Annotated in this window: 18 protein-coding genes; 14 read left to right on the top strand and 4 right to left on the bottom strand. The window is 69.9% G+C overall.

Annotated elements, in window-relative coordinates; genetic code table 11:
- Window positions 1-69: 69 nt before the first annotated feature.
- Window positions 70-1,041 carry a DMT family transporter gene (locus tag IH68_RS0139060; RefSeq protein ID WP_030945434.1) on the top strand — a complete coding sequence of 324 codons (972 nt, stop codon included), beginning with the start codon at window positions 70-72 and terminating at the stop codon, window positions 1,039-1,041.
- Here IH68_RS0139060 and IH68_RS0139055 read toward each other — a convergent pair.
- Both IH68_RS0139055 and IH68_RS0139050 read right to left on the bottom strand, forming a co-directional pair.
- Window positions 929-1,822 (bottom strand): LysR family transcriptional regulator, encoded by an 894-nt coding sequence (locus IH68_RS0139055; RefSeq protein ID WP_030945430.1) that lies wholly within the window; start codon window positions 1,820-1,822, stop codon window positions 929-931. The genes IH68_RS0139060 and IH68_RS0139055 overlap by 113 nt on opposite strands.
- Window positions 1,822-2,220: a PLD nuclease N-terminal domain-containing protein gene (locus IH68_RS0139050; protein ID WP_030945426.1), complete on the bottom strand. Its 399-nt coding sequence runs from the start codon at window positions 2,218-2,220 to the stop codon at window positions 1,822-1,824. The genes IH68_RS0139055 and IH68_RS0139050 overlap by 1 nt, the downstream gene beginning before the upstream one ends.
- Before the next feature lie 114 nt (window positions 2,221-2,334).
- On the opposite strand from IH68_RS0139050, the gene IH68_RS0139045 reads away from it, so the two are divergent.
- Genes IH68_RS0139045 through IH68_RS0139030 form a run of 4 tightly spaced genes read left to right on the top strand, consistent with a single transcriptional unit; the run spans window position 2,335 to window position 5,677 of the window.
- A complete protein-coding gene (locus IH68_RS0139045; protein ID WP_037885994.1) occupies window positions 2,335-2,697 on the top strand; it encodes a hypothetical protein in 363 nt (120 codons plus the stop codon).
- Between the two features lie 57 nt (window positions 2,698-2,754).
- Window positions 2,755-4,206, top strand: coding sequence for a menaquinone biosynthesis decarboxylase (locus IH68_RS0139040; RefSeq protein WP_030945420.1), 1,452 nt, complete (start codon window positions 2,755-2,757; stop codon window positions 4,204-4,206).
- Window positions 4,203-5,105, top strand: a complete 903-nt coding sequence (gene mqnP / locus IH68_RS0139035; protein ID WP_030945416.1) for a menaquinone biosynthesis prenyltransferase MqnP — start codon at window positions 4,203-4,205, stop codon at window positions 5,103-5,105. Before IH68_RS0139040 ends, mqnP begins: the two co-directional genes overlap by 4 nt.
- 14 nt (window positions 5,106-5,119) lie before the next feature.
- Window positions 5,120-5,677: a Uma2 family endonuclease gene (locus IH68_RS0139030; protein WP_234341746.1), complete on the top strand. Its 558-nt coding sequence runs from the start codon at window positions 5,120-5,122 to the stop codon at window positions 5,675-5,677.
- Here the strand turns inward: IH68_RS0139030 and IH68_RS0139025 are convergent.
- A complete protein-coding gene (locus IH68_RS0139025) occupies window positions 5,668-6,255 on the bottom strand; it encodes a rhomboid family intramembrane serine protease (RefSeq protein ID WP_030945412.1) in 588 nt (195 codons plus the stop codon). The genes IH68_RS0139030 and IH68_RS0139025 overlap by 10 nt on opposite strands.
- 92 nt (window positions 6,256-6,347) lie before the next feature.
- Between IH68_RS0139025 and IH68_RS0139020 the strand changes: the two genes are divergently transcribed.
- From IH68_RS0139020 to IH68_RS0138990, 7 genes are all read left to right on the top strand, one after another.
- Window positions 6,348-7,031 (top strand): UbiX family flavin prenyltransferase, encoded by a 684-nt coding sequence (locus tag IH68_RS0139020; protein WP_051833965.1) that lies wholly within the window; start codon window positions 6,348-6,350, stop codon window positions 7,029-7,031.
- 58 nt (window positions 7,032-7,089) lie between these two features.
- On the top strand, window positions 7,090-7,545 hold the full coding sequence (locus IH68_RS0139015) for an Lrp/AsnC family transcriptional regulator (protein ID WP_030945405.1): 456 nt from the start codon (window positions 7,090-7,092) through the stop codon (window positions 7,543-7,545).
- Window positions 7,546-7,604: 59 nt separating this feature from the next.
- Window positions 7,605-8,768 (top strand): aminofutalosine synthase MqnE, encoded by a 1,164-nt coding sequence (gene mqnE, locus IH68_RS0139010; RefSeq protein WP_030945402.1) that lies wholly within the window; start codon window positions 7,605-7,607, stop codon window positions 8,766-8,768.
- Window positions 8,769-8,870: 102 nt separating this feature from the next.
- Complete coding sequence (locus IH68_RS0139005) at window positions 8,871-9,518, top strand: UdgX family uracil-DNA binding protein (RefSeq protein ID WP_030945399.1); 648 nt, start codon at window positions 8,871-8,873, stop codon at window positions 9,516-9,518.
- 16 nt (window positions 9,519-9,534) lie between these two features.
- Complete coding sequence (locus IH68_RS0139000; RefSeq protein ID WP_030945396.1) at window positions 9,535-10,059, top strand: GNAT family N-acetyltransferase; 525 nt, start codon at window positions 9,535-9,537, stop codon at window positions 10,057-10,059.
- 98 nt (window positions 10,060-10,157) lie between these two features.
- Complete coding sequence (locus IH68_RS0138995) at window positions 10,158-10,466, top strand: DUF4229 domain-containing protein (RefSeq protein ID WP_030945394.1); 309 nt, start codon at window positions 10,158-10,160, stop codon at window positions 10,464-10,466.
- A 38-nt stretch (window positions 10,467-10,504) separates the two neighbouring features.
- Window positions 10,505-11,155 (top strand): TetR/AcrR family transcriptional regulator, encoded by a 651-nt coding sequence (locus IH68_RS0138990; protein ID WP_030945392.1) that lies wholly within the window; start codon window positions 10,505-10,507, stop codon window positions 11,153-11,155.
- On the opposite strand, the gene IH68_RS0138985 is transcribed toward IH68_RS0138990, so the two are convergent.
- Window positions 11,150-12,004: a MaoC family dehydratase gene (locus tag IH68_RS0138985; RefSeq protein ID WP_078912813.1), complete on the bottom strand. Its 855-nt coding sequence runs from the start codon at window positions 12,002-12,004 to the stop codon at window positions 11,150-11,152. The genes IH68_RS0138990 and IH68_RS0138985 overlap by 6 nt on opposite strands.
- A 283-nt stretch (window positions 12,005-12,287) precedes the next feature.
- Here IH68_RS0138985 and IH68_RS0138980 point away from each other — a divergent pair, with 283 nt between their 5' ends.
- The gene (locus IH68_RS0138980) at window positions 12,288-14,249 is read left to right on the top strand and encodes an AMP-dependent synthetase/ligase (RefSeq protein WP_030945388.1); all 1,962 of its coding nucleotides are present in this window, start codon (window positions 12,288-12,290) and stop codon (window positions 14,247-14,249) included.
- 201 nt (window positions 14,250-14,450) lie between these two features.
- A complete protein-coding gene (locus tag IH68_RS0138975; protein WP_030945386.1) occupies window positions 14,451-16,367 on the top strand; it encodes an AMP-dependent synthetase/ligase in 1,917 nt (638 codons plus the stop codon).
- Window positions 16,368-16,515: the final 148 nt, after the last annotated feature.

The following is a 16,515-nucleotide window of genomic DNA, read 5'->3' as shown; positions in this document are numbered from 1 at the left end:
TGGGGGCATCGGCAGGACGCCCCACTGGCGCGTGGACCGGCACCCCGGCCCGCTCGTAGCGTCCAGGACATGACCACGCAGAGCAAGTCCGCAGAGAGCAGGGGCGTCGCCCAGCTGATGACCGCGATGGTGCTGTCCGGCACCCTCGGCGTCTTCGTCGTCGAGTCGGGCGCCTCGCCCTTCAATGTCGTCTTCTTCCGGGTCGTCTTCGGCGCCCTGGCCCTGGGCTCCTACGTCCTGTCCCGCGGCTGGCTCCGCGACCACGGCTTCACCCCGCGCACCTTCGGACTCGCCGTCCTGGGCGGCGTGTTCATCGTCTTCAACTGGGTGTTCCTCTTCGAGTCGTACGAGAACACGTCGATCTCGGTCGCCACGGTCGTCTACCACACACAGCCGTTCTACGTGGTCCTGCTCGGCGCTCTCCTCTTCCGCGAGCGCCTCACCGCCGCCAAGGTCGGCTGGATCGCGCTGGCCTTCGCGGGCCTGATCCTGGTCTCGGGCGTGACACCGTCCGACTTCACCAGCGGCGGCACCTATCTGACGGGCGTCGGCCAGGCCCTCCTCGCCGCGCTCCTGTACGGCCTGTCCACCCTGGTCACCAAGCGCATCACCGGCGTCCGCCCGCACCTCATCGCCCTGGTCCAGGTCCTCGTCGGCATTCCGCTGCTGCTCCCCTTCGCAGACTTCGGCGCGATGGCCGGCACAGGCTGGGACTGGGGCTGGCTGGTCGGCCTCGGGTTCATCCACACCGGCGTGATGTACGTCCTCATGTACGCCGCCTACGCCAAGCTGCCGACCTCGAAGATCGCCGTCCTCGCCTTCGTCTACCCCGCGGTCGCGATGGTCATGGACTGGGCGGTGTACGGCCACCACATCGGCCTCGTCCAGGCGCTGGGCGTCCCGCTGATCGTGCTGGCCAGCCTGAAGGTCACACTTGCCCGGCCTCTTCGGACACGAGCTTCCGCGCCTGCTCGAGAAACAGCCGTACATGCGCCGGAAGCCGCTTCCCGGCCCGCCACGCCAGTTGCGTCCGAAGCGTGAACGGCGGCTGCCACGGCAGCCGTACCAGAGCCCCCTGAGCGAGTTCGGCGGCGACCGTCACCTCGGGCAGCAACGAGACCCCGAGGCCGGCCGCCGCCGCGCGTTTGGTGGCCTCGATCGTCCCGAACTCCATGAAGTCGACCGGCTCACCGGACGACTTGAGCTCCCGCTCGAACAAGTCCCGGTAGGCGCAGCCCGGCTCGGTGGCGAGGAGGGGCTGCCGTACGAGATCGGTGGTGCCGAACTCCCGCCCCGCGAGGGCGTGCCGGGGCGCGGCGACCAGAGCGAGTGGCTCCTCGCACAGCACCACGCTCTCCAGCCCGGGGTGCTCGGTCGTCTCCTCCATCAGGAAGCCGAGATCGTACGTGCCCTGCCGCAGCGCCTGCCGGGTCTCGTCGCCGATGGTGGTGCGCAGGGAGAGCCGCACCCTGGGGTAGCGGTGGTGGAAGAACTCCAGCAGCGGCGGCAGCCGATATGAGGTCAGCGACTCCATCGTCCCGACCACCAGCGAACCGGCGGGCTCCTCGGTACCGGCGACCGCGGCCCGCGCCTCCTCGGCGAGCTCGATGATCTGCCGGGCGTAGGGGAGCAGCCGCTCACCCGCCTCCGTGAGCCGGATCCTGCTGCCGAGCCGGTCGAACAGCTCCGCGCCCAGGGAGGACTCCAGGGCCCGTACCTGGCTGGTCACGCTCGACTGCGCGTACTTCAGCTCGGCCGCGGCCTGCGTGAAGCTCAGCACGGTCGCGACCTTCTCGAAGGTGACGAGCAGCCGCAGCTCCATCAGTCCGCCTTGGGGTCCTCGCCGCGCTCCCGCCGCCGCAGCTCCTCCTCGCGGCGCCGCAGATCGGCCTCCCAGTCCTTCAGGAGCGCCTCGTCCTTCTTGTTCTCTTCTTTGAGGGACTTCAGGAACTCGGGATTGTCGTCGGGTGCGACGAACTCGGCGCGGTGGTTGCGGTGCCACTCGGAGGGCGTGGAGCCGCCGGCCGGGACGGGCCCGCGGTACTTGCCCGCGACCAGCCAGGCGATCGGTCCGACCAGCACCTCCCCGAACAGCAGGATGATGATGACCCAGACCACCTTGGGCAGCCCGCGCACCTGCTCCTCGGGAGTGTTCAGACAGTCGATGAAGGCGTAGATCCACAGCGCCAGCACCAGCAGGAACGGCAGATACCTGAGCATGGTGGTGCGATCCCCCACGAGACGGTGACGGGGCGTCGGCGGCCCCGGTGACGGGGTCAGGGTAGCGGGTGGGAAAAATGGCGCCCGACAATGCGCCGAACCGGGGGAGAGGCCATGCATCCGGCAGCCGTCGAGGACCGATTCATCAGCGGCGCCGGGAACCGTCGCTCCTGGGGCGTCGCCCTGCTCGGCATCGCCACCGTGCTGTGGCTGTACGCCGCCTGGCAGCTGTTCACGCCGTACAAGACGGGGAACGGGGTGGAGTGCGACGCGCCCGTGGTCGCGGAACGCGAGGCCGACACCGACGGCGTCTGGATGACCAGGCGCTGCGCCACCGAACGCGACTGGCCCCAGCCGCTCGCCGCCCTGCTCCTGGCCACGCCCCTCGCCACCGCGGGTGGCGTGCTGTACGCGACAGGTGCGACCACGGTGGCACTGCGGCAGCACGAAGCCGACCTGGGGCGGGCTCGGAGCTGAGTGCGAGCGGGCGGGGCGGGCGTCGGGGGTTCGAGGGGCTCGGCGATACTGGGACGCATGGCTTACGACGATCTTCGCTCCCTGCTCAGGGCACTGGAACGCGAGGGTGACCTCAAGCGCATCAAGGCCGAGGTGGACCCGTATCTGGAGGTCGGGGAGATCGTCGACCGCGTGCAGAAGGCAGGCGGGCCTGCGCTGCTCTTCGAGAACGTGAAGGGCTCCGCCATGCCCCTCGCGATGAACGTCTTCGGCACCGACCGGCGGCTGCTGAAGGCCCTCGGCCTGAAGTCGTACGGCGAGATCAGCGAGAAGATCGGCGGCCTGCTCCGTCCCGAACTGCCGCACGGCTTCGTCGGTGTCCGCGAGGCCTTCGGGAAGCTCGGCGCGATGACGCACGTACCGCCGAAGAAGGTGAAGGAAGCCCCCGTGCAGGAGGTCGTTCTCACCGGCGACGACGTGGACCTGGACCAGCTGCCCGCCCTGTTCACCTGGCCGCAGGACGGCGGGTCCTTCTTCAACCTGGGGCTCACCCACACCAAGGACCCGGAGAGCGGCATCCGGAACCTGGGCCTGTACCGGCTGCAGCGCCACGACAGGCGCACCATCGGCATGCACTGGCAGATCCACAAGGACAGCCGGAACCACTACCAGGTCGCGGCGAGGCGGGGCGAGCGGCTGCCGGTCGCGATCGCCTTCGGGTGCCCGCCCGCGGTCACCTACGCCTCCACCGCGCCGCTCCCCGGCGACATCGACGAGTACCTCTTCGCCGGGTTCATCGCCGGCAAGCGGATCGAGATGGTCGACTGCAAGACCGTGCCGCTGCAGGTGCCGGCGCAGGCGGAGGTCGTCATCGAGGGCTGGCTGGAGCCCGGCGAGATGCTCCCCGAGGGGCCCTTCGGCGACCACACCGGGTTCTACACCCCGCAGGAGCCCTTCCCCGCGTTGAAGATCGACTGCGTGACGATGCGGAAGCGGCCGCTGCTTCAGTCGATCGTCGTAGGCCGGCCTCCGACGGAGGACGGACCGCTGGGTCGTGCGACGGAGCGCTTCTTCCTGCCCCTCCTGAAGATCATCGTGCCGGACATCGTGGACTACCACCTGCCCGAGGCGGGCGGCTTCCACAACTGTGCGATCGTCTCGATCGACAAGAAGTACCCCAAGCACGCGCAGAAGGTGATGCACGCGATCTGGGGGGCACACATGATGTCCCTGACGAAGCTGATCGTGGTCGTGGACTCCGACTGCGACGTCCACGACCTCCACGAGGTCGCGTGGCGCGCGCTCGGCAACACGGACTACGCCCGCGACCTCAGCATCGTCGAAGGCCCCGTCGACCACCTCGACCACGCCTCCTACCAGCAGTTCTGGGGCGGCAAGGCAGGCATCGACGCGACCAAGAAGTGGCCCGAGGAGGGCTACACGCGCGACGGCGGCTGGCCCGACATGGTCCTGTCCGACCCGGAGACGGCGGCGAAGGTCGACCGCCGCTGGAAGGAGTACGGCCTGTGAGCAGCGCCTCCGCCGCGATCCCGCAGCCAGGACGCACCAAGGCGTTCCTCCGCCTGGTGATGATCGAGCACTCGGTCTTCGCCCTGCCCTTCGCCTACATCGCCGCGCTCACCGCGATGTTCCAGTGGGACCGGAACATCCACTGGGGGCGGCTGCTCCTGGTCACCATCTGCATGGTGGGCCTGCGCACCTTCGCGATGGCGGTGAACCGGATCATCGACCGCGAGATCGACGCCAGGAACCCACGCACGTCACACCGGGAGCTGGTCACCGGCGCGATGTCGGTGAAACACGCCTGGACCGGCGCGCTGATCGCGGTCGTCGTCTTCCTCGGATCGGCGGCCCTGCTCAACCCGCTCTGCTTCGCCCTCGCCCCCATCGCGGTGATCCCGATGGTGGTCTACCCGTACGGGAAACGCTTCACGAACTTCCCCCAGGCCATCCTCGGCCTCGCCCAGGCGATGGGCCCGGTCGGCGGCTGGCTGGCGATCAGCGGGGAGTGGTCCTGGGACGCCACGATCCTGGGTCTGGCCGTCGGCATCTGGATCGGCGGCTTCGATCTGATCTACGCCTGCCAGGACGTCGAGACCGACCGCGAGATCGGCGTCATGTCGGTCCCGGCCCGCTTCGGTATCCCGGCCGCCATCTGGGGTGCGCGGGTCTGCCATGCGCTGACCATGTCCCTGCTCGTCTGGTACGCCGTCGTCACCGACGTGGGCGGCTTCTTCTGGGTCGGCCTGATGATCGTCGCGGGCGCGTTCGTGTACGAGCACTCGATCGTCCGCCCGCACGACCTGTCCCGCCTGAACAGGGCGTTCTTCAGCGTCAACGGGTTCATCGGGATTGCCCTGTTCGTGTGTGCGCTGCTGGATCTTCTGGTTCGAGGGCTGACCGTCTGATTACGGTGCGGCCCATGGACCGCTTGCACACCGGGCTGGCCCGCGCTGAGGAGGCACTGCCCGGTTTCCGGGTGGAGATCGTCGAGGGCAGCGTGGTGGCGAGCCCGGTCACACCGCACCACGGCAGAACGATCCACGAGGTGTGGAAATGCCTCGAAGGGCAGATCGGTCAGGCGTGGGCTCTCATCAGCGGTGTCGGCGTCCCCTTCGACGACGACAACGAGTTCTGCCCCGACCTCGCCGTCATCCCTGCGCCCGAGGCCGAGAGGAACGAGAGCGCCTACCTCCCCGATCTCATCGAACTCGTCGTAGAGGTCGTCTCCCGCGGCAGCGTCCGCCGCGACTACGAGGTCAAGCCCCGCTGGTACGCCTCCCGAGGCATCGCCAACTACGTCGTCCTCGATCCGCTCGCGGGCCACTGCGTGACGATGTGGAACCCCGGCTCTGACAGCTACCGCGGCCGCGGCACCGTCCCCTACGGCCCGCCGCTGACGGTCGATTCCCCGCTCGGCAAGCTGAAGCTCACCACCGACCGTCTACCTGTCGATCCCGGTTCCCGCCCTCAGCTCTGAGCCCGTCGCCGGAACCAGAACGCCGCCGCCACCCCCGCCACCAGCCCGATCAGATGCGCCTGCCAGCTGACGCCCGTCTGCAGCGGGGAGAGCCCCAGCAGGATCGAGCCGCCCCATATCGCGCCGATCAGCAGACCGACCACGACGCCCAGCGGCCGGCGCTCCACGAACCCGCTGACCAGCAGGAAGCCGAAGAGGCCGAAGATCAGCCCGGAGGCCCCCGCCGTGTTGGTGTGCGCCGGGGCCACGAGCCACACACCCAGTCCGTCGGCCACGATGACGACCAGGCACAGCGCGGCGAACCGGCGTATCCCGCCCAGCGCTGCGAGGAAGCCCATGACCAGCAGCGGCACACTGTTGGCGGCCACATGGGCGAAGCCGAAGTGGATGAACGCGGCGGGCACGACATCCACCAGCTCGGAGGGCTCGCGCGGCGTGATGCCCAGCCCGTCCAGGGCATGGCCGCTGACCACGTCCACCACTTCCAGCAGCCACAGCAGCGCGACCCAGCCCACCATCAGCTTGGCCGCGGCCTTCGCACGGTCCCCGCGCGACCACTCGAGCCCGCTGTCCGACATGGCAACCCCCACTGCTCACTCGTCCCCGCCCGGAGAACGCCCGAGCCCCCTCGACCGGTTCCCACCCTGCGAGGCCGGATAGGCTCGGTGTTGTGAACCCAGCCAAGCCAGGAGAGACGGCGCGTACACCTTGGATCGTAGGGGTGTCCGGCGCCTCCGGCACGCCTTATGCCGCGTCGGTGCTGCGCGCACTCCTGGAGGCCGGCGAGAGCGTGGACCTGGTCGTCAGCCGGGCCTCGCGGCTCACGCTGCTGGACGAGACGGGGATCTCGTTCCGCGACGCGCACTGGCAGGCGGACCTGCGGGAATGGCTCGGGCGGGGAGCCGACGGGAAGCCCGGAATCTACGACGCGGACATCGACGGGGTGCGGTACTGGCCCGCCGGGGACCTGGCCGCCGGGCCGTCCTCGGGCTCGTATCCGAGCAAGGGCATGCTGATCGTGCCCGCCTCCACCGCCTCCGTGGCCGGTGTCGCCCTCGGGCTGTCCAAGGACCTGCTCCAGCGCGCGGCGAGCGTCACCCTCAAGGAGCGCCGCCCGCTGGTCGTGGCCGTACGGGAGACCCCCTTGAACGGCCAGACCCTGCGGCACCTGGTGGCGCTCGACGACGCGGGCGCGACCGTGGTGCCCGCCTCGCCTGCCTTCTACGCGGGTGCCACCCATATCCAGGACCTGGTGGACTTCGTCGCCGGGCGGGTGCTGGACGCGGCGGGCGTCGAGCACGGTCTGTACCGGCGTTGGACGGGCGAACTGGGCGGCGGGAGTGCCGGCCAGTAGGGCACATGGCAGTACCTCTCATCAACTCGGGATATTTCAGCGGAAGGCATCGAATCGCATGGACGCGGTGGACAGGCAGCTCATCCAGGCCCTGAGGGAGAACGGCCGGGCCTCGTACGCGGAGCTGGGGCGCCTCGTCGGCCTGTCGGGACCCAGCGTCACCGACCGCATCAACCGGCTGGAGGCGGCCGGCGTCATCACCGGGTACCGCGCCACCGTGGACGCCGCCTCGCTGGGCCTCGGCGTCACCGCCCTCATCGGCATCTCGCTGTCCGACGCCGCCGACCACGAGGACGTGGCCCAGCGTATGAAGGAGCTCAGCGAGATCGAGGACTGCTGGTTCATCGCCGGCGACGACTCGTACATGCTCAAGGTGCGGGCGAACGACGTGGACGGCCTGGAGAAGATCATCCGGCGGCTCAGCGGCACCAAGGGCGTCTCCCGCACCCGTACGACGATCGTGCTCTCCACGAAGTGGGAGAACCGGGTCGGGGAACTGCCCGAAGAGGTCTAGCCGTACGGTTGTCGAAGTCGTCGAAGACATCGTCGGTGTCGTCGGAGAAAGGTGTGGGCATGGACGTCGGGCTCAAGCGCGAGCTGGAGGACAAGGTCAGGGCCGGTGAACGGCTGACCCGCGAGGACGGCATCGCGCTGTACGAGTCGGACGACCTGGCGTGGCTCGGCGGCCTCGCCCACGAGGTGCGCACGCGCAAGAACGGTGACGTGGTTCATTTCAACGTCAACCGGCACCTCAACATGACCAATGTCTGCACCGCCTCCTGCGCCTACTGCTCCTTCCAGCGCAAGCCGGGCGAGAAGGACGCGTACACGATGCGCATCGAGGAGGCGGTGAAGCTCGCCAAGGCGATGGAGGGCGAGAACCTCACCGAGCTGCACATCGTCAACGGGCTGCACCCGAACCTGCCGTGGCGCTACTACCCGCGTTCCCTGCGGGAGCTCAAGGCCGCCCTGCCGAACGTCTCCCTGAAGGCGTTCACGGCGACGGAGATCCACCACTTCGAGACGATCTCCGGGCTGAGCGCGAGCGAGATCCTGGACGAGCTGATCGACGCGGGCCTGGAGTCCCTCACCGGCGGCGGCGCGGAGATCTTCGACTGGGAGGTCCGGCAGCACATCGTCGACCACCGCACCCACTGGGAGGACTGGTCGCGCATCCACCGCCTGGCGCACGAGAAGGGTCTGAAGACCCCGTGCACCATGCTGTACGGCCACATCGAGGAGCCGCGGCACCGCGTCGACCACGTGCTGCGCCTGCGCGAGCTCCAGGACGAGACCGGCGGCTTCCAGGTCTTCATCCCGCTGCGCTACCAGCACGACTTCGTGGACATGAAGGACGGCAAGGTACGCAACCGGCTCCAGGCCCGTACTCAGATGGCGACCGGCGCGGAGGCACTGAAGACCTTCGCGGTCTCCCGGCTGCTGTTCGACAACGTCCCGCACGTCAAGGTCTTCTGGGTCATGCACGGCGTCCAGACCGCGCAGCTCGCCCTCCAGCACGGCGCGGACGACATGGACGGCTCGGTCGTCGAGTACAAGATCACGCATGACGCCGACAACTACGGCACGCCGAACAAGCTGACTCGCGAGGACCTGCTGGACCTCATCCGGGATGCCGGGTTCCGTCCGGTGGAGCGGAACACTCGGTACGAGATCATTCGGGAGTACGACGGTCCCGATCCGGCTCGTCGGGAGTCGCCGCAGCCCATGCGGGTTTGAGGGCTTGTACTTCGTCTGCGGGTGTGTGGGGGCTGGTCGCGCCCCGCGGCGGAGCCACAAAAAGATGCGGTCCCGCGCCCCTGAGGGGGGTACCCGGGGCGCATGGTTGCGAAGGCTCCCGAGGATGCCTATACCGCCGAGCCCTTCCTTCCCGGGCGCGGCGGGCTCCCGGCCCTGCGCAGGGCGGCGGCTGAGTGCAAGGGGTGCCCCTTGCACCGGGACGCCACGCAAACCGTGTTCGGCGCGGGCGCCGCGCACGCGCGCGTGATGCTCGTCGGTGAGCAGCCCGGGGACCAGGAGGACCGTCAGGGGAAGCCCTTTGTGGGGCCGGCGGGCAAGCTGCTCGACCGGGCTCTCGCCGAGGCCGGCCTGGACCCCGCGGACGCGTACGTCACCAACGCCGTGAAGCACTTCAAGTTCACGCAGGCCGAACCCCGCAAGCGCCGTATCCACAAGGCGCCCAGCCTGCGGGAGATGACGGCCTGCGGACCGTGGCTGGCCGCCGAGCCGGCCGTGGTCGAACCCGAGCTGATCGTGGTGCTGGGGGCGACCGCCGGGAAGGCGCTGCTGGGCTCCTCGTTCCGGGTCACGCAGGTGCGCGGGACGGTCCTGGAGGAGGAGATCCACGGCAGGCGGGAGCGACTCGTGCCGACCGTGCACCCCTCGGCCGTGCTGCGGGCGGACGACAGGGAGGCGGCCTACCGGGGCCTCGTCTCGGATCTGGAGGTGGCGGCGAGGGCACTGTCGTAATGCGTACCATTGCCCGGTGTCCCTTACCTTCACCCTCGACCCCGCCGTCACTCCCGCCCTGCGCGACGGGATCCTCGACCTGTGGGCCGACGTCTCGAACGCGGGCGGCTCGGTCGGCTTCGTACCGCCGGTCACTGCCGGGGACATACGGCCGGAGCTCGTGAAGCACTTCGTCGCCATGGCGGAGGGGCGGACCCGGCTGCTGGCCGGCCTGGACGAGTCCGGGACGGTCGCGGCGACCGCCTTCTTCGGCTTCAACACCCACCGGCTGATGACGCACTGGGTATGGCTGTACACGGTGATGGTGCACCCCCGCCACCAGGGCAAGGGGTACGGCCGGGACCTCCTCGCCGCCGCCGAGGACGCGGCCCGCGGCTTCGACGGCATCGACGCGATCCGACTCACCTGCCGCGGCGGGAACGGCCTGGAGCGGTTCTACGGCTCCTGCGGCTACAAGGAGGTCGGACGGGTCCCCGGCGCCATCCGCGTCGCCCCGGACGACTACCGCGACGACGTCTTCATGCTGCTGCCGCTGGGCTGAGAGCCCGCCCACCCCCCTGCAAGATCGGGTCCCGGGCGTGCTTCACTGGACGGTGCCCTTTGGCAATGTTCGTACCGTTGACGGAAGAGTGGATTGAGATGCTCCGCTACACGCTGATGCGCCTCGGGATCTTCGCGGGCTGCTTCTTGGTCGTCTGGGGCCTCGTCTACTCCGGCATCGTCCCGCGCGGCTACGGCGGCTCCAACTTCATGTGGCTCGTCCTGCTGGCGCTGGTGGTCTCCGCCCCCATCAGCTTCGTCGTTCTGCGCAAGGAGCGCGACCGTGCCTCCGTGAAGGTCGTCGAGCGGGTCGACCGGATGAAGGCCGGCTTCGCGGCGAACGCCGCCCAGGAGGACGACGCGGACGACGCGAGCCGCTCCCAGGGCCAGGCACCCCAGGCTTCCTGACGGGGTTGCGGGCGCCCGCTCCCAATTACCCTTGCCCCATGGGTGCCGTGAAGACCAAGCGGATGCCGCGGGCGGTCCGTGAGCAGCAGATGATGGACGCCGCCGTGCGGACCTTCGGGCAGCGTGGGTACATGGCCGCGTCGATGGACGAGATCGCCGAACTGGCGGGCGTGTCCAAGCCGTTGGTGTACCTGTACCTGAATTCCAAGGAAGACCTGTTCACGGCCTGTATCCGCCGGGAGGCGACGGCGCTCGTCGAGGCGGTGCGGACCGGGGTCGTGCCCGACCTGCCCGCCGACCGCCAGCTCTGGGAAGGGCTGCGGGCGTTCTTCACGCACACCGCGCAGAACCCGGACGGCTGGGCGGTGCTGCACCTTCAGGCCCGTACCCGCGAACCCTTCGCGGCCGAGGTCACCGCGATGCGCGAGGAGATCGTCGCGTTCGTGACGCAGCTCATCGTCGTCGCGGCCAGGGAGGCGCACCGCAATCCGCACCTCCCCGAGCGGGAGGTCGCCGGGCTCGCCGAGGCCCTGGTCGGCGCCGCCGAGTCCCTCGCCGCCTGGGCCAACGCCACCCCCGGCACCACGGCCCGCCAGGCGGCGGCCACCCTGATGAACTTCGCCTGGGCGGGCCTGGGCAACCTCATGGACGGGCGGCCCTGGTCGCCGCCGCACACCCCGGATTCATGACGCGGCGTCAGCCGCCCCGAGGCCGCCGACAGTTCCGCTCACATGGACGCGGCCCCCGCTCCCGCGCAGCTCGAACCGCTCCCCGTCGGCCGCATACATCACCGTCCCCGGCAGCAGCACCGGCGCCCTGAACTGCGCCTTCACCCGGGCGCGTTCGGGTACCCCGTGCGCGGCGAGGCAGCGGGCCACCGTCCACATGCCGTGCGCGATGGCGCGGGGGAAGCCGAAGAGGCGGGCGGTGAGCGGGTGCAGGTGGATGGGGTTGCGGTCGCCGGACGCGGCGCCGTACCGCCGCCCGACGTCGGCGGCCAGCCTCCACTCGGTCACGGCGGGCAGCTGTTCCCGGTCGTCCCTGGGCGTCTCACCGGAATGCTGCGTCCGGTGCCGCGCCAGATAGGTGCTCCGCGACTCCCATACGACGTCCCCGTCGGCCCGCATCTCGGTGATCACCGAGGCCTCGGTGCCGCGTCGATGCGGCACCAACCCGCCGACGTACACGGCGAGTTCGTACTCGCCGGTCGCCGCGGGCGCGCGCCGCTGCGTGATCTCGATCGAGGTGTGGACGAGGCCGAGCAGCGGCAGCGGGAAGCCCCGTCCGCTCATCAGCCGCATGGCCAGCGGGAAGCCCAGTACATGCGGATAGGTCGCCGGCAGTGCGTCGTCGCCGGTCGCGAAGCCGCACACCCGCTCGTACGCCGCGAGTCGCGCGAGGTCGATGCGCAGTCCGGGCAGGACGAGCCGGCTTCGGGGGAAGTCGGCGTTCGGGCGCGGGCGTTTGAAGGGGGACAGCAGGGCGCCACGGGCGAGCAGGGGCGCGAGGGCGGGGGTACCGGGCAGGACGACGGGCATCGACATTCCGAAACTCCCCACGGGCGCTGTGCTTACTCCAGAGTCAGGTTACCCGAGGTAAGGGCAGGTGGGGGAGGGGCAGAAGATGAAAAATGTTCACCATACCGTCCGGCGGCGCTCTATCGGCCAGAAAAGCGACGAGCTTGCACATCCCCGACGCATCCCCGCCGCCGGACCACCTTGGAACCCACACCGGCTCATCACGGCCGCGCCGTACGATCTCCTCCCCTGACCTGCGGCAACTCCCCCGCAGGGCAACTCTGGTGAACGTCTGGAGTCGCCCGTGTCCACCTCGCAGCCGTCCGCGCCCGCCGCCGTCCACTCGACGACGTACGAGGGCACGCCGGTGCTCGTGGAGCCCGTGATCCGGCGCCTTGACGGGGAGGTGCGCGAGGTGTCCGTGCCGCCCTTCGTCCCGCCGGTGACCTACGGCTCGCTCGCCGACCTGCCCTTCGACAACGCACGCATCGCCCCGGACGACAAGGTGCTCAGCCGCCGCACCGAGTCGGGCCGGTGGACGGACGTGACGGCGGCCCGGTTCGCCGACGAGGTGCTGGCGGTGGCGAAAGGACTGATCGCCGAGGGGCTGGTACCGGGGGACCGGATCGGCGTCATGGCGCGGACGATCTACGAGTGGACGCTCCTCGACTTCGCCGCGTGGGCCGCCGGCCTGGTCACCGTCCCGATCTACCCCACCTCCTCGGCCTTCCAGAGCCGGTGGATCCTCCAGGACTCCGGCGCGGTCGCACTCGTCACGGAGACCTCCGCCCAGGCGGCGGCCCTCGGCCCGGAACTCGACCGGGTGCCGGACCTGCGGCACCTGTGGGTCATCGAGAAGGGCCATGTGGAGCGGCTGGCGGAGCAGGGCGGCCAGGTGCCGGACCAGGAAGTGGCCGTACGGCGCGGGATGTTGAGCCCCGACACGCTCGCCACCGTCGTCTACACCTCGGGCACCACCGGCCGCCCCAAGGGCTGCGCCATCAGCCACGGCAACTTCTTCGCCGAGGTCGACAACGCCATCGAGCTCCTCTACCCGGTGTTCCGCTCGCGAACCAGCGAAGAGGCGTCCATCCTGCACTTCCTCCCCATGTCGCACATCTTCGGCCGCATGGTGGCGGTCGCCTGCATACGGGCCCGGGTACGGCTGGGCCACGCGCCGAGCCTGAAGTCGGAGGATCTCCTCCCCGACCTGGCGAGCTTCCGCCCGACCTGCCTCGTCGCCATCCCGTACATGCTGGAGAAGGTGTTCAACGTGGCCCGCGCGAAGGCCGAGACCGGCGGCCGGGCCACCTCCTTCGACCGCGCGGCGGGCGTGGCCCGCCGGTACGGGGAGGCGACGGAGGCCCGTCACTCCGGCACGGGACCCGGCCCGAGCGCCGCACTGAAGGCCGCCCGCACTTTCTACGACCCGCTTGTTTACCGGCGTATCCGCAACGCCATGGGTGGCAGGGTCCGCTACATGATCTGCGGCGGCTCCCCGCTGGGCCGCCGGCTGGCCGCGTTCTACGCCGGGGCGGGCATCGAGATCTACGAGGGCTACGGCCTCACGGAGGTGACCGGCGCGTCCACCGTGACCCCGCCGCTCAAGCCCCGCCTGGGCACGGTGGGTTGGCCCATACCGGGTACGAAGGTCCGGATCGCCGCCGACGGCGAGATCCTGCTGGCCGGGGACCACGTCCTGCGCGGCTACTGGGACCCGAACGCGGGCGGTGTCGTCCCGGCGACCGTCGACGGCTGGCTGGCCACCGGCGACATCGGGCGGCTGGACGAGGAGGGCTACCTCTACATCACGGGCCGGAAGAAGGAACTGCTGATCACGGCGGGCGGCAAGAGCGTCGCCCCGGCCCCGCTGGAGAACTGGCTCCGCGCCCACCCCCTGATCTCCCAGGTCATGGTCGTCGGCGACGCCCGGCCCTACGTCGGCGCGCTGATCACCCTGGACATGGAGGGCGTCAGCCACTGGCGCCGGATGCGCGGAAAGTACCCCGTCCCGGCCCAACTGCTCCTGGACGACGACGAGTTGAGGCAGGTCCTGCAGCGCGCGGTGAACGAGGCGAACAAACTGGTCTCCCGCCCGGAGTCGATCCGCCGCTTCACGATCCTCCCGGTCGACTTCACGGAGGAGGCGGGGCATCTGACCCCGTCGATGAAGCTGAAGAGGGAAGCGATCGCCGGGGAGTTCGCGGCGCAGATCGAGCAGCTCTACGACCCCATGGTCCGGCGGCCCGGAGCAGCTGACGCCTGACGGCAGCTCAACTTGTCGGCAGAGGTTGACACAGGCCCGGCTCCGGACCCTTCCCGAAACCGCACGAACTCCTCACGCTGGACACGTACGATCGCGTAACCCGCGGTAACTCTCCCGCGCACACCGCTGGTGAACGTCCCGGTACGCGCTGCACGTACCTCACAGCAGAGCGGTACCGAGCTGCACGCCCCAGGAGCTGCCATGTCCGTGCCCGTGCCTTATCCGTCCGCGTCCGACTACGACGGCGTGCCCCAGTTGGTGGAGCCCGAGATACGGCGGCTGGACGGCGAAGTGCGCGAGGCGTCGGTCCCTCCGCTCGTCCCGCCGCCCACCCATGGCTCGCTCGCCGACCTGCCGTTCGACAACGCGGAGGCGGCACCCGACGCCCGTGTCCTCAGCCGCCGTACGGAGGACGGGGACTGGGCGGACGTGACGGCGGTGGAGTTCGCGGAGCAGGTCCTGGCCCTGGCCAAGGGCCTGATCTCGGAAGGGCTGGTCGCCGGCGACCGTATCGCCATCATGGCGCGGACGATCTACGAGTGGACGCTCCTCGACTTCGCCGCATGGGCCGCCGGCCTCGTGACCGTCCCGATCTACCCCACCTCCTCCGTCTACCAACTCCGATGGATCCTCCAGGACTCCGGCGCGGTCGCCCTGGTGACGGAGACCGTCGGCCAGGCGTCGGCCCTCGGCCCGGAGCTCAGCCGTCTGCCCGACCTGCGGCACATGTGGATCGTGGAGAAGGGGCACCTGGAGCGGCTGGCCGAACTCGGCGCGCCCGTCCCCGACCAGGAAGTCGCCGTACGCCGCGGGATGCTGGTCCCCGACACGCTCGCCACGGTCATCTACACCTCCGGCACCACCGGCCGCCCCAAGGGCTGCGTGCTCACGCACGGCAATTTCCTCGCCGAGGTCGACAACGCGACCGAACTCCTCTACCCCATCTTCAAGTCGAAGTCGGAAGACCCGGCCACGCTCCTCTTCCTGCCCATGTCGCACGTCTTCGGCCGCATGGTGGCGATCGCCTGCATCCGCGCCCGGGTCCGCGTGGGCCACGCCGCGAGCCTGCAGGCGGACGACCTCCTGGCCGACCTGGGCACCTTCCGGCCGACCTTCCTCCTGTGCATCCCGTACATGCTGGAGAAGGTCTACAACAACGCCCGCGCCAAGGCGGAGGTCGGCGGCCGGGTCTCCGCCTTCGACCGGGCGGCGAGCGTGGCCGTCCGCTACGGCGAGGCGATGGAGGCCCGCCACGCCGGCACCGGCTCCGGCCCGGGCGCCGCCCTCAAGGCGTCCCGCGCCTTCTACGACCCGCTCGTCTACCGCCGCATCCGCAATGCCATGGGCGGTCGCATCCGGCACATCATCTCCGGCGGCTCCCCGCTCGGCCGCCGCCTGGCAGCCTTCTACGCGGGCGCCGGCATGGAGATCTACGAGGGGTACGGCCTCACCGAGTCCACCGGCGCCGCCACCGTCACCCCGCCCCTCAAACCCCGCCTGGGCACGGTCGGCTGGCCCATGCCCGGCACGAAGGTCCGCATCGCGGCCGACGGCGAGATCCTCCTCCAGGGCGGGCAGGTCTTCCGTGGCTACTGGGACCCGCAGGGCGGCGGACTGATCCCCTCCTCCACGGACGGCTGGTTCCCGACGGGCGACATCGGCCGCCTCGACGACGAGGGCTACCTCACGATCACCGGCCGCAAGAAGGAGATCCTGATCACGGCGGGCGGCAAGAACACCGCGCCGGCACCCCTGGAGAACTGGCTCCGCTCGCACCCCCTGATCTCCCAGTGCATGGTCGTCGGCGACCGCCGCCCGTACATCGCCGCACTGATCACCCTCGACATGGAAGGCGTCAGCCACTGGCGCCGGATGAACGGCCGGCACCCCGTCCCCGCGGAACTCCTCGTCGAGGACGACGAGTTGAGGGCGATCCTGCAGCGTGCGGTCGACGAGGCGAACAAGCTGGTCTCCCGCCCGGAATCCATCCGCCGCTTCGCCATCGTCCCCCGGGACTTCACGGAGGAGGAGGGCCACCTGACCCCGTCGATGAAGCTCCGCAGGGAAGCGGTGATGCGGGACTTCGCGGCGGAGGTGGAGGGACTGTACGAGCGGTGAGCCCCCGCTTGCCCACCCTCGCACTGTGAGCCATCCCACACTTGGGGCGGTGGCGCATCGAAACGTTTGAGTTTCGCTGTGCGAGTGCCTACGTTAGGTGTACGAAACGGTTTCGGACCGATTCGGGTGGTCCGATCAATCCGAACCC

The organism is Streptomyces sp. NRRL S-646 (assembly GCF_000720765.1).
Taxonomy (GTDB): Bacteria; Actinomycetota; Actinomycetes; order Streptomycetales; family Streptomycetaceae; genus Streptomyces.
Note: the sequence above shows the minus strand (reverse complement) of the source record. Positions and strands in the feature narration are given on the sequence as shown.

Coding starts and splice junctions, on each gene's coding strand:
- IH68_RS0139060 (WP_030945434.1), top strand. CDS start 70: ATGACCACGCAGAGCAAGTCCGCAGAGAGCAGGGGCGTCGCCCAGCTG.
- IH68_RS0139055 (WP_030945430.1), bottom strand. CDS start 1,822: ATGGAGCTGCGGCTGCTCGTCACCTTCGAGAAGGTCGCGACCGTGCTG.
- IH68_RS0139050 (WP_030945426.1), bottom strand. CDS start 2,220: ATGCTCAGGTATCTGCCGTTCCTGCTGGTGCTGGCGCTGTGGATCTAC.
- IH68_RS0139045 (WP_037885994.1), top strand. CDS start 2,335: ATGCATCCGGCAGCCGTCGAGGACCGATTCATCAGCGGCGCCGGGAAC.
- IH68_RS0139040 (WP_030945420.1), top strand. CDS start 2,755: ATGGCTTACGACGATCTTCGCTCCCTGCTCAGGGCACTGGAACGCGAG.
- IH68_RS0139030 (WP_234341746.1), top strand. CDS start 5,120: ATGGACCGCTTGCACACCGGGCTGGCCCGCGCTGAGGAGGCACTGCCC.
- IH68_RS0139025 (WP_030945412.1), bottom strand. CDS start 6,255: ATGTCGGACAGCGGGCTCGAGTGGTCGCGCGGGGACCGTGCGAAGGCC.
- IH68_RS0139015 (WP_030945405.1), top strand. CDS start 7,090: ATGGACGCGGTGGACAGGCAGCTCATCCAGGCCCTGAGGGAGAACGGC.
- mqnE (WP_030945402.1), top strand. CDS start 7,605: ATGGACGTCGGGCTCAAGCGCGAGCTGGAGGACAAGGTCAGGGCCGGT.
- IH68_RS0139005 (WP_030945399.1), top strand. CDS start 8,871: ATGGTTGCGAAGGCTCCCGAGGATGCCTATACCGCCGAGCCCTTCCTT.
- IH68_RS0138995 (WP_030945394.1), top strand. CDS start 10,158: ATGCTCCGCTACACGCTGATGCGCCTCGGGATCTTCGCGGGCTGCTTC.
- IH68_RS0138990 (WP_030945392.1), top strand. CDS start 10,505: ATGGGTGCCGTGAAGACCAAGCGGATGCCGCGGGCGGTCCGTGAGCAG.
- IH68_RS0138985 (WP_078912813.1), bottom strand. CDS start 12,004: ATGCCCGTCGTCCTGCCCGGTACCCCCGCCCTCGCGCCCCTGCTCGCC.
- IH68_RS0138975 (WP_030945386.1), top strand. CDS start 14,451: ATGTCCGTGCCCGTGCCTTATCCGTCCGCGTCCGACTACGACGGCGTG.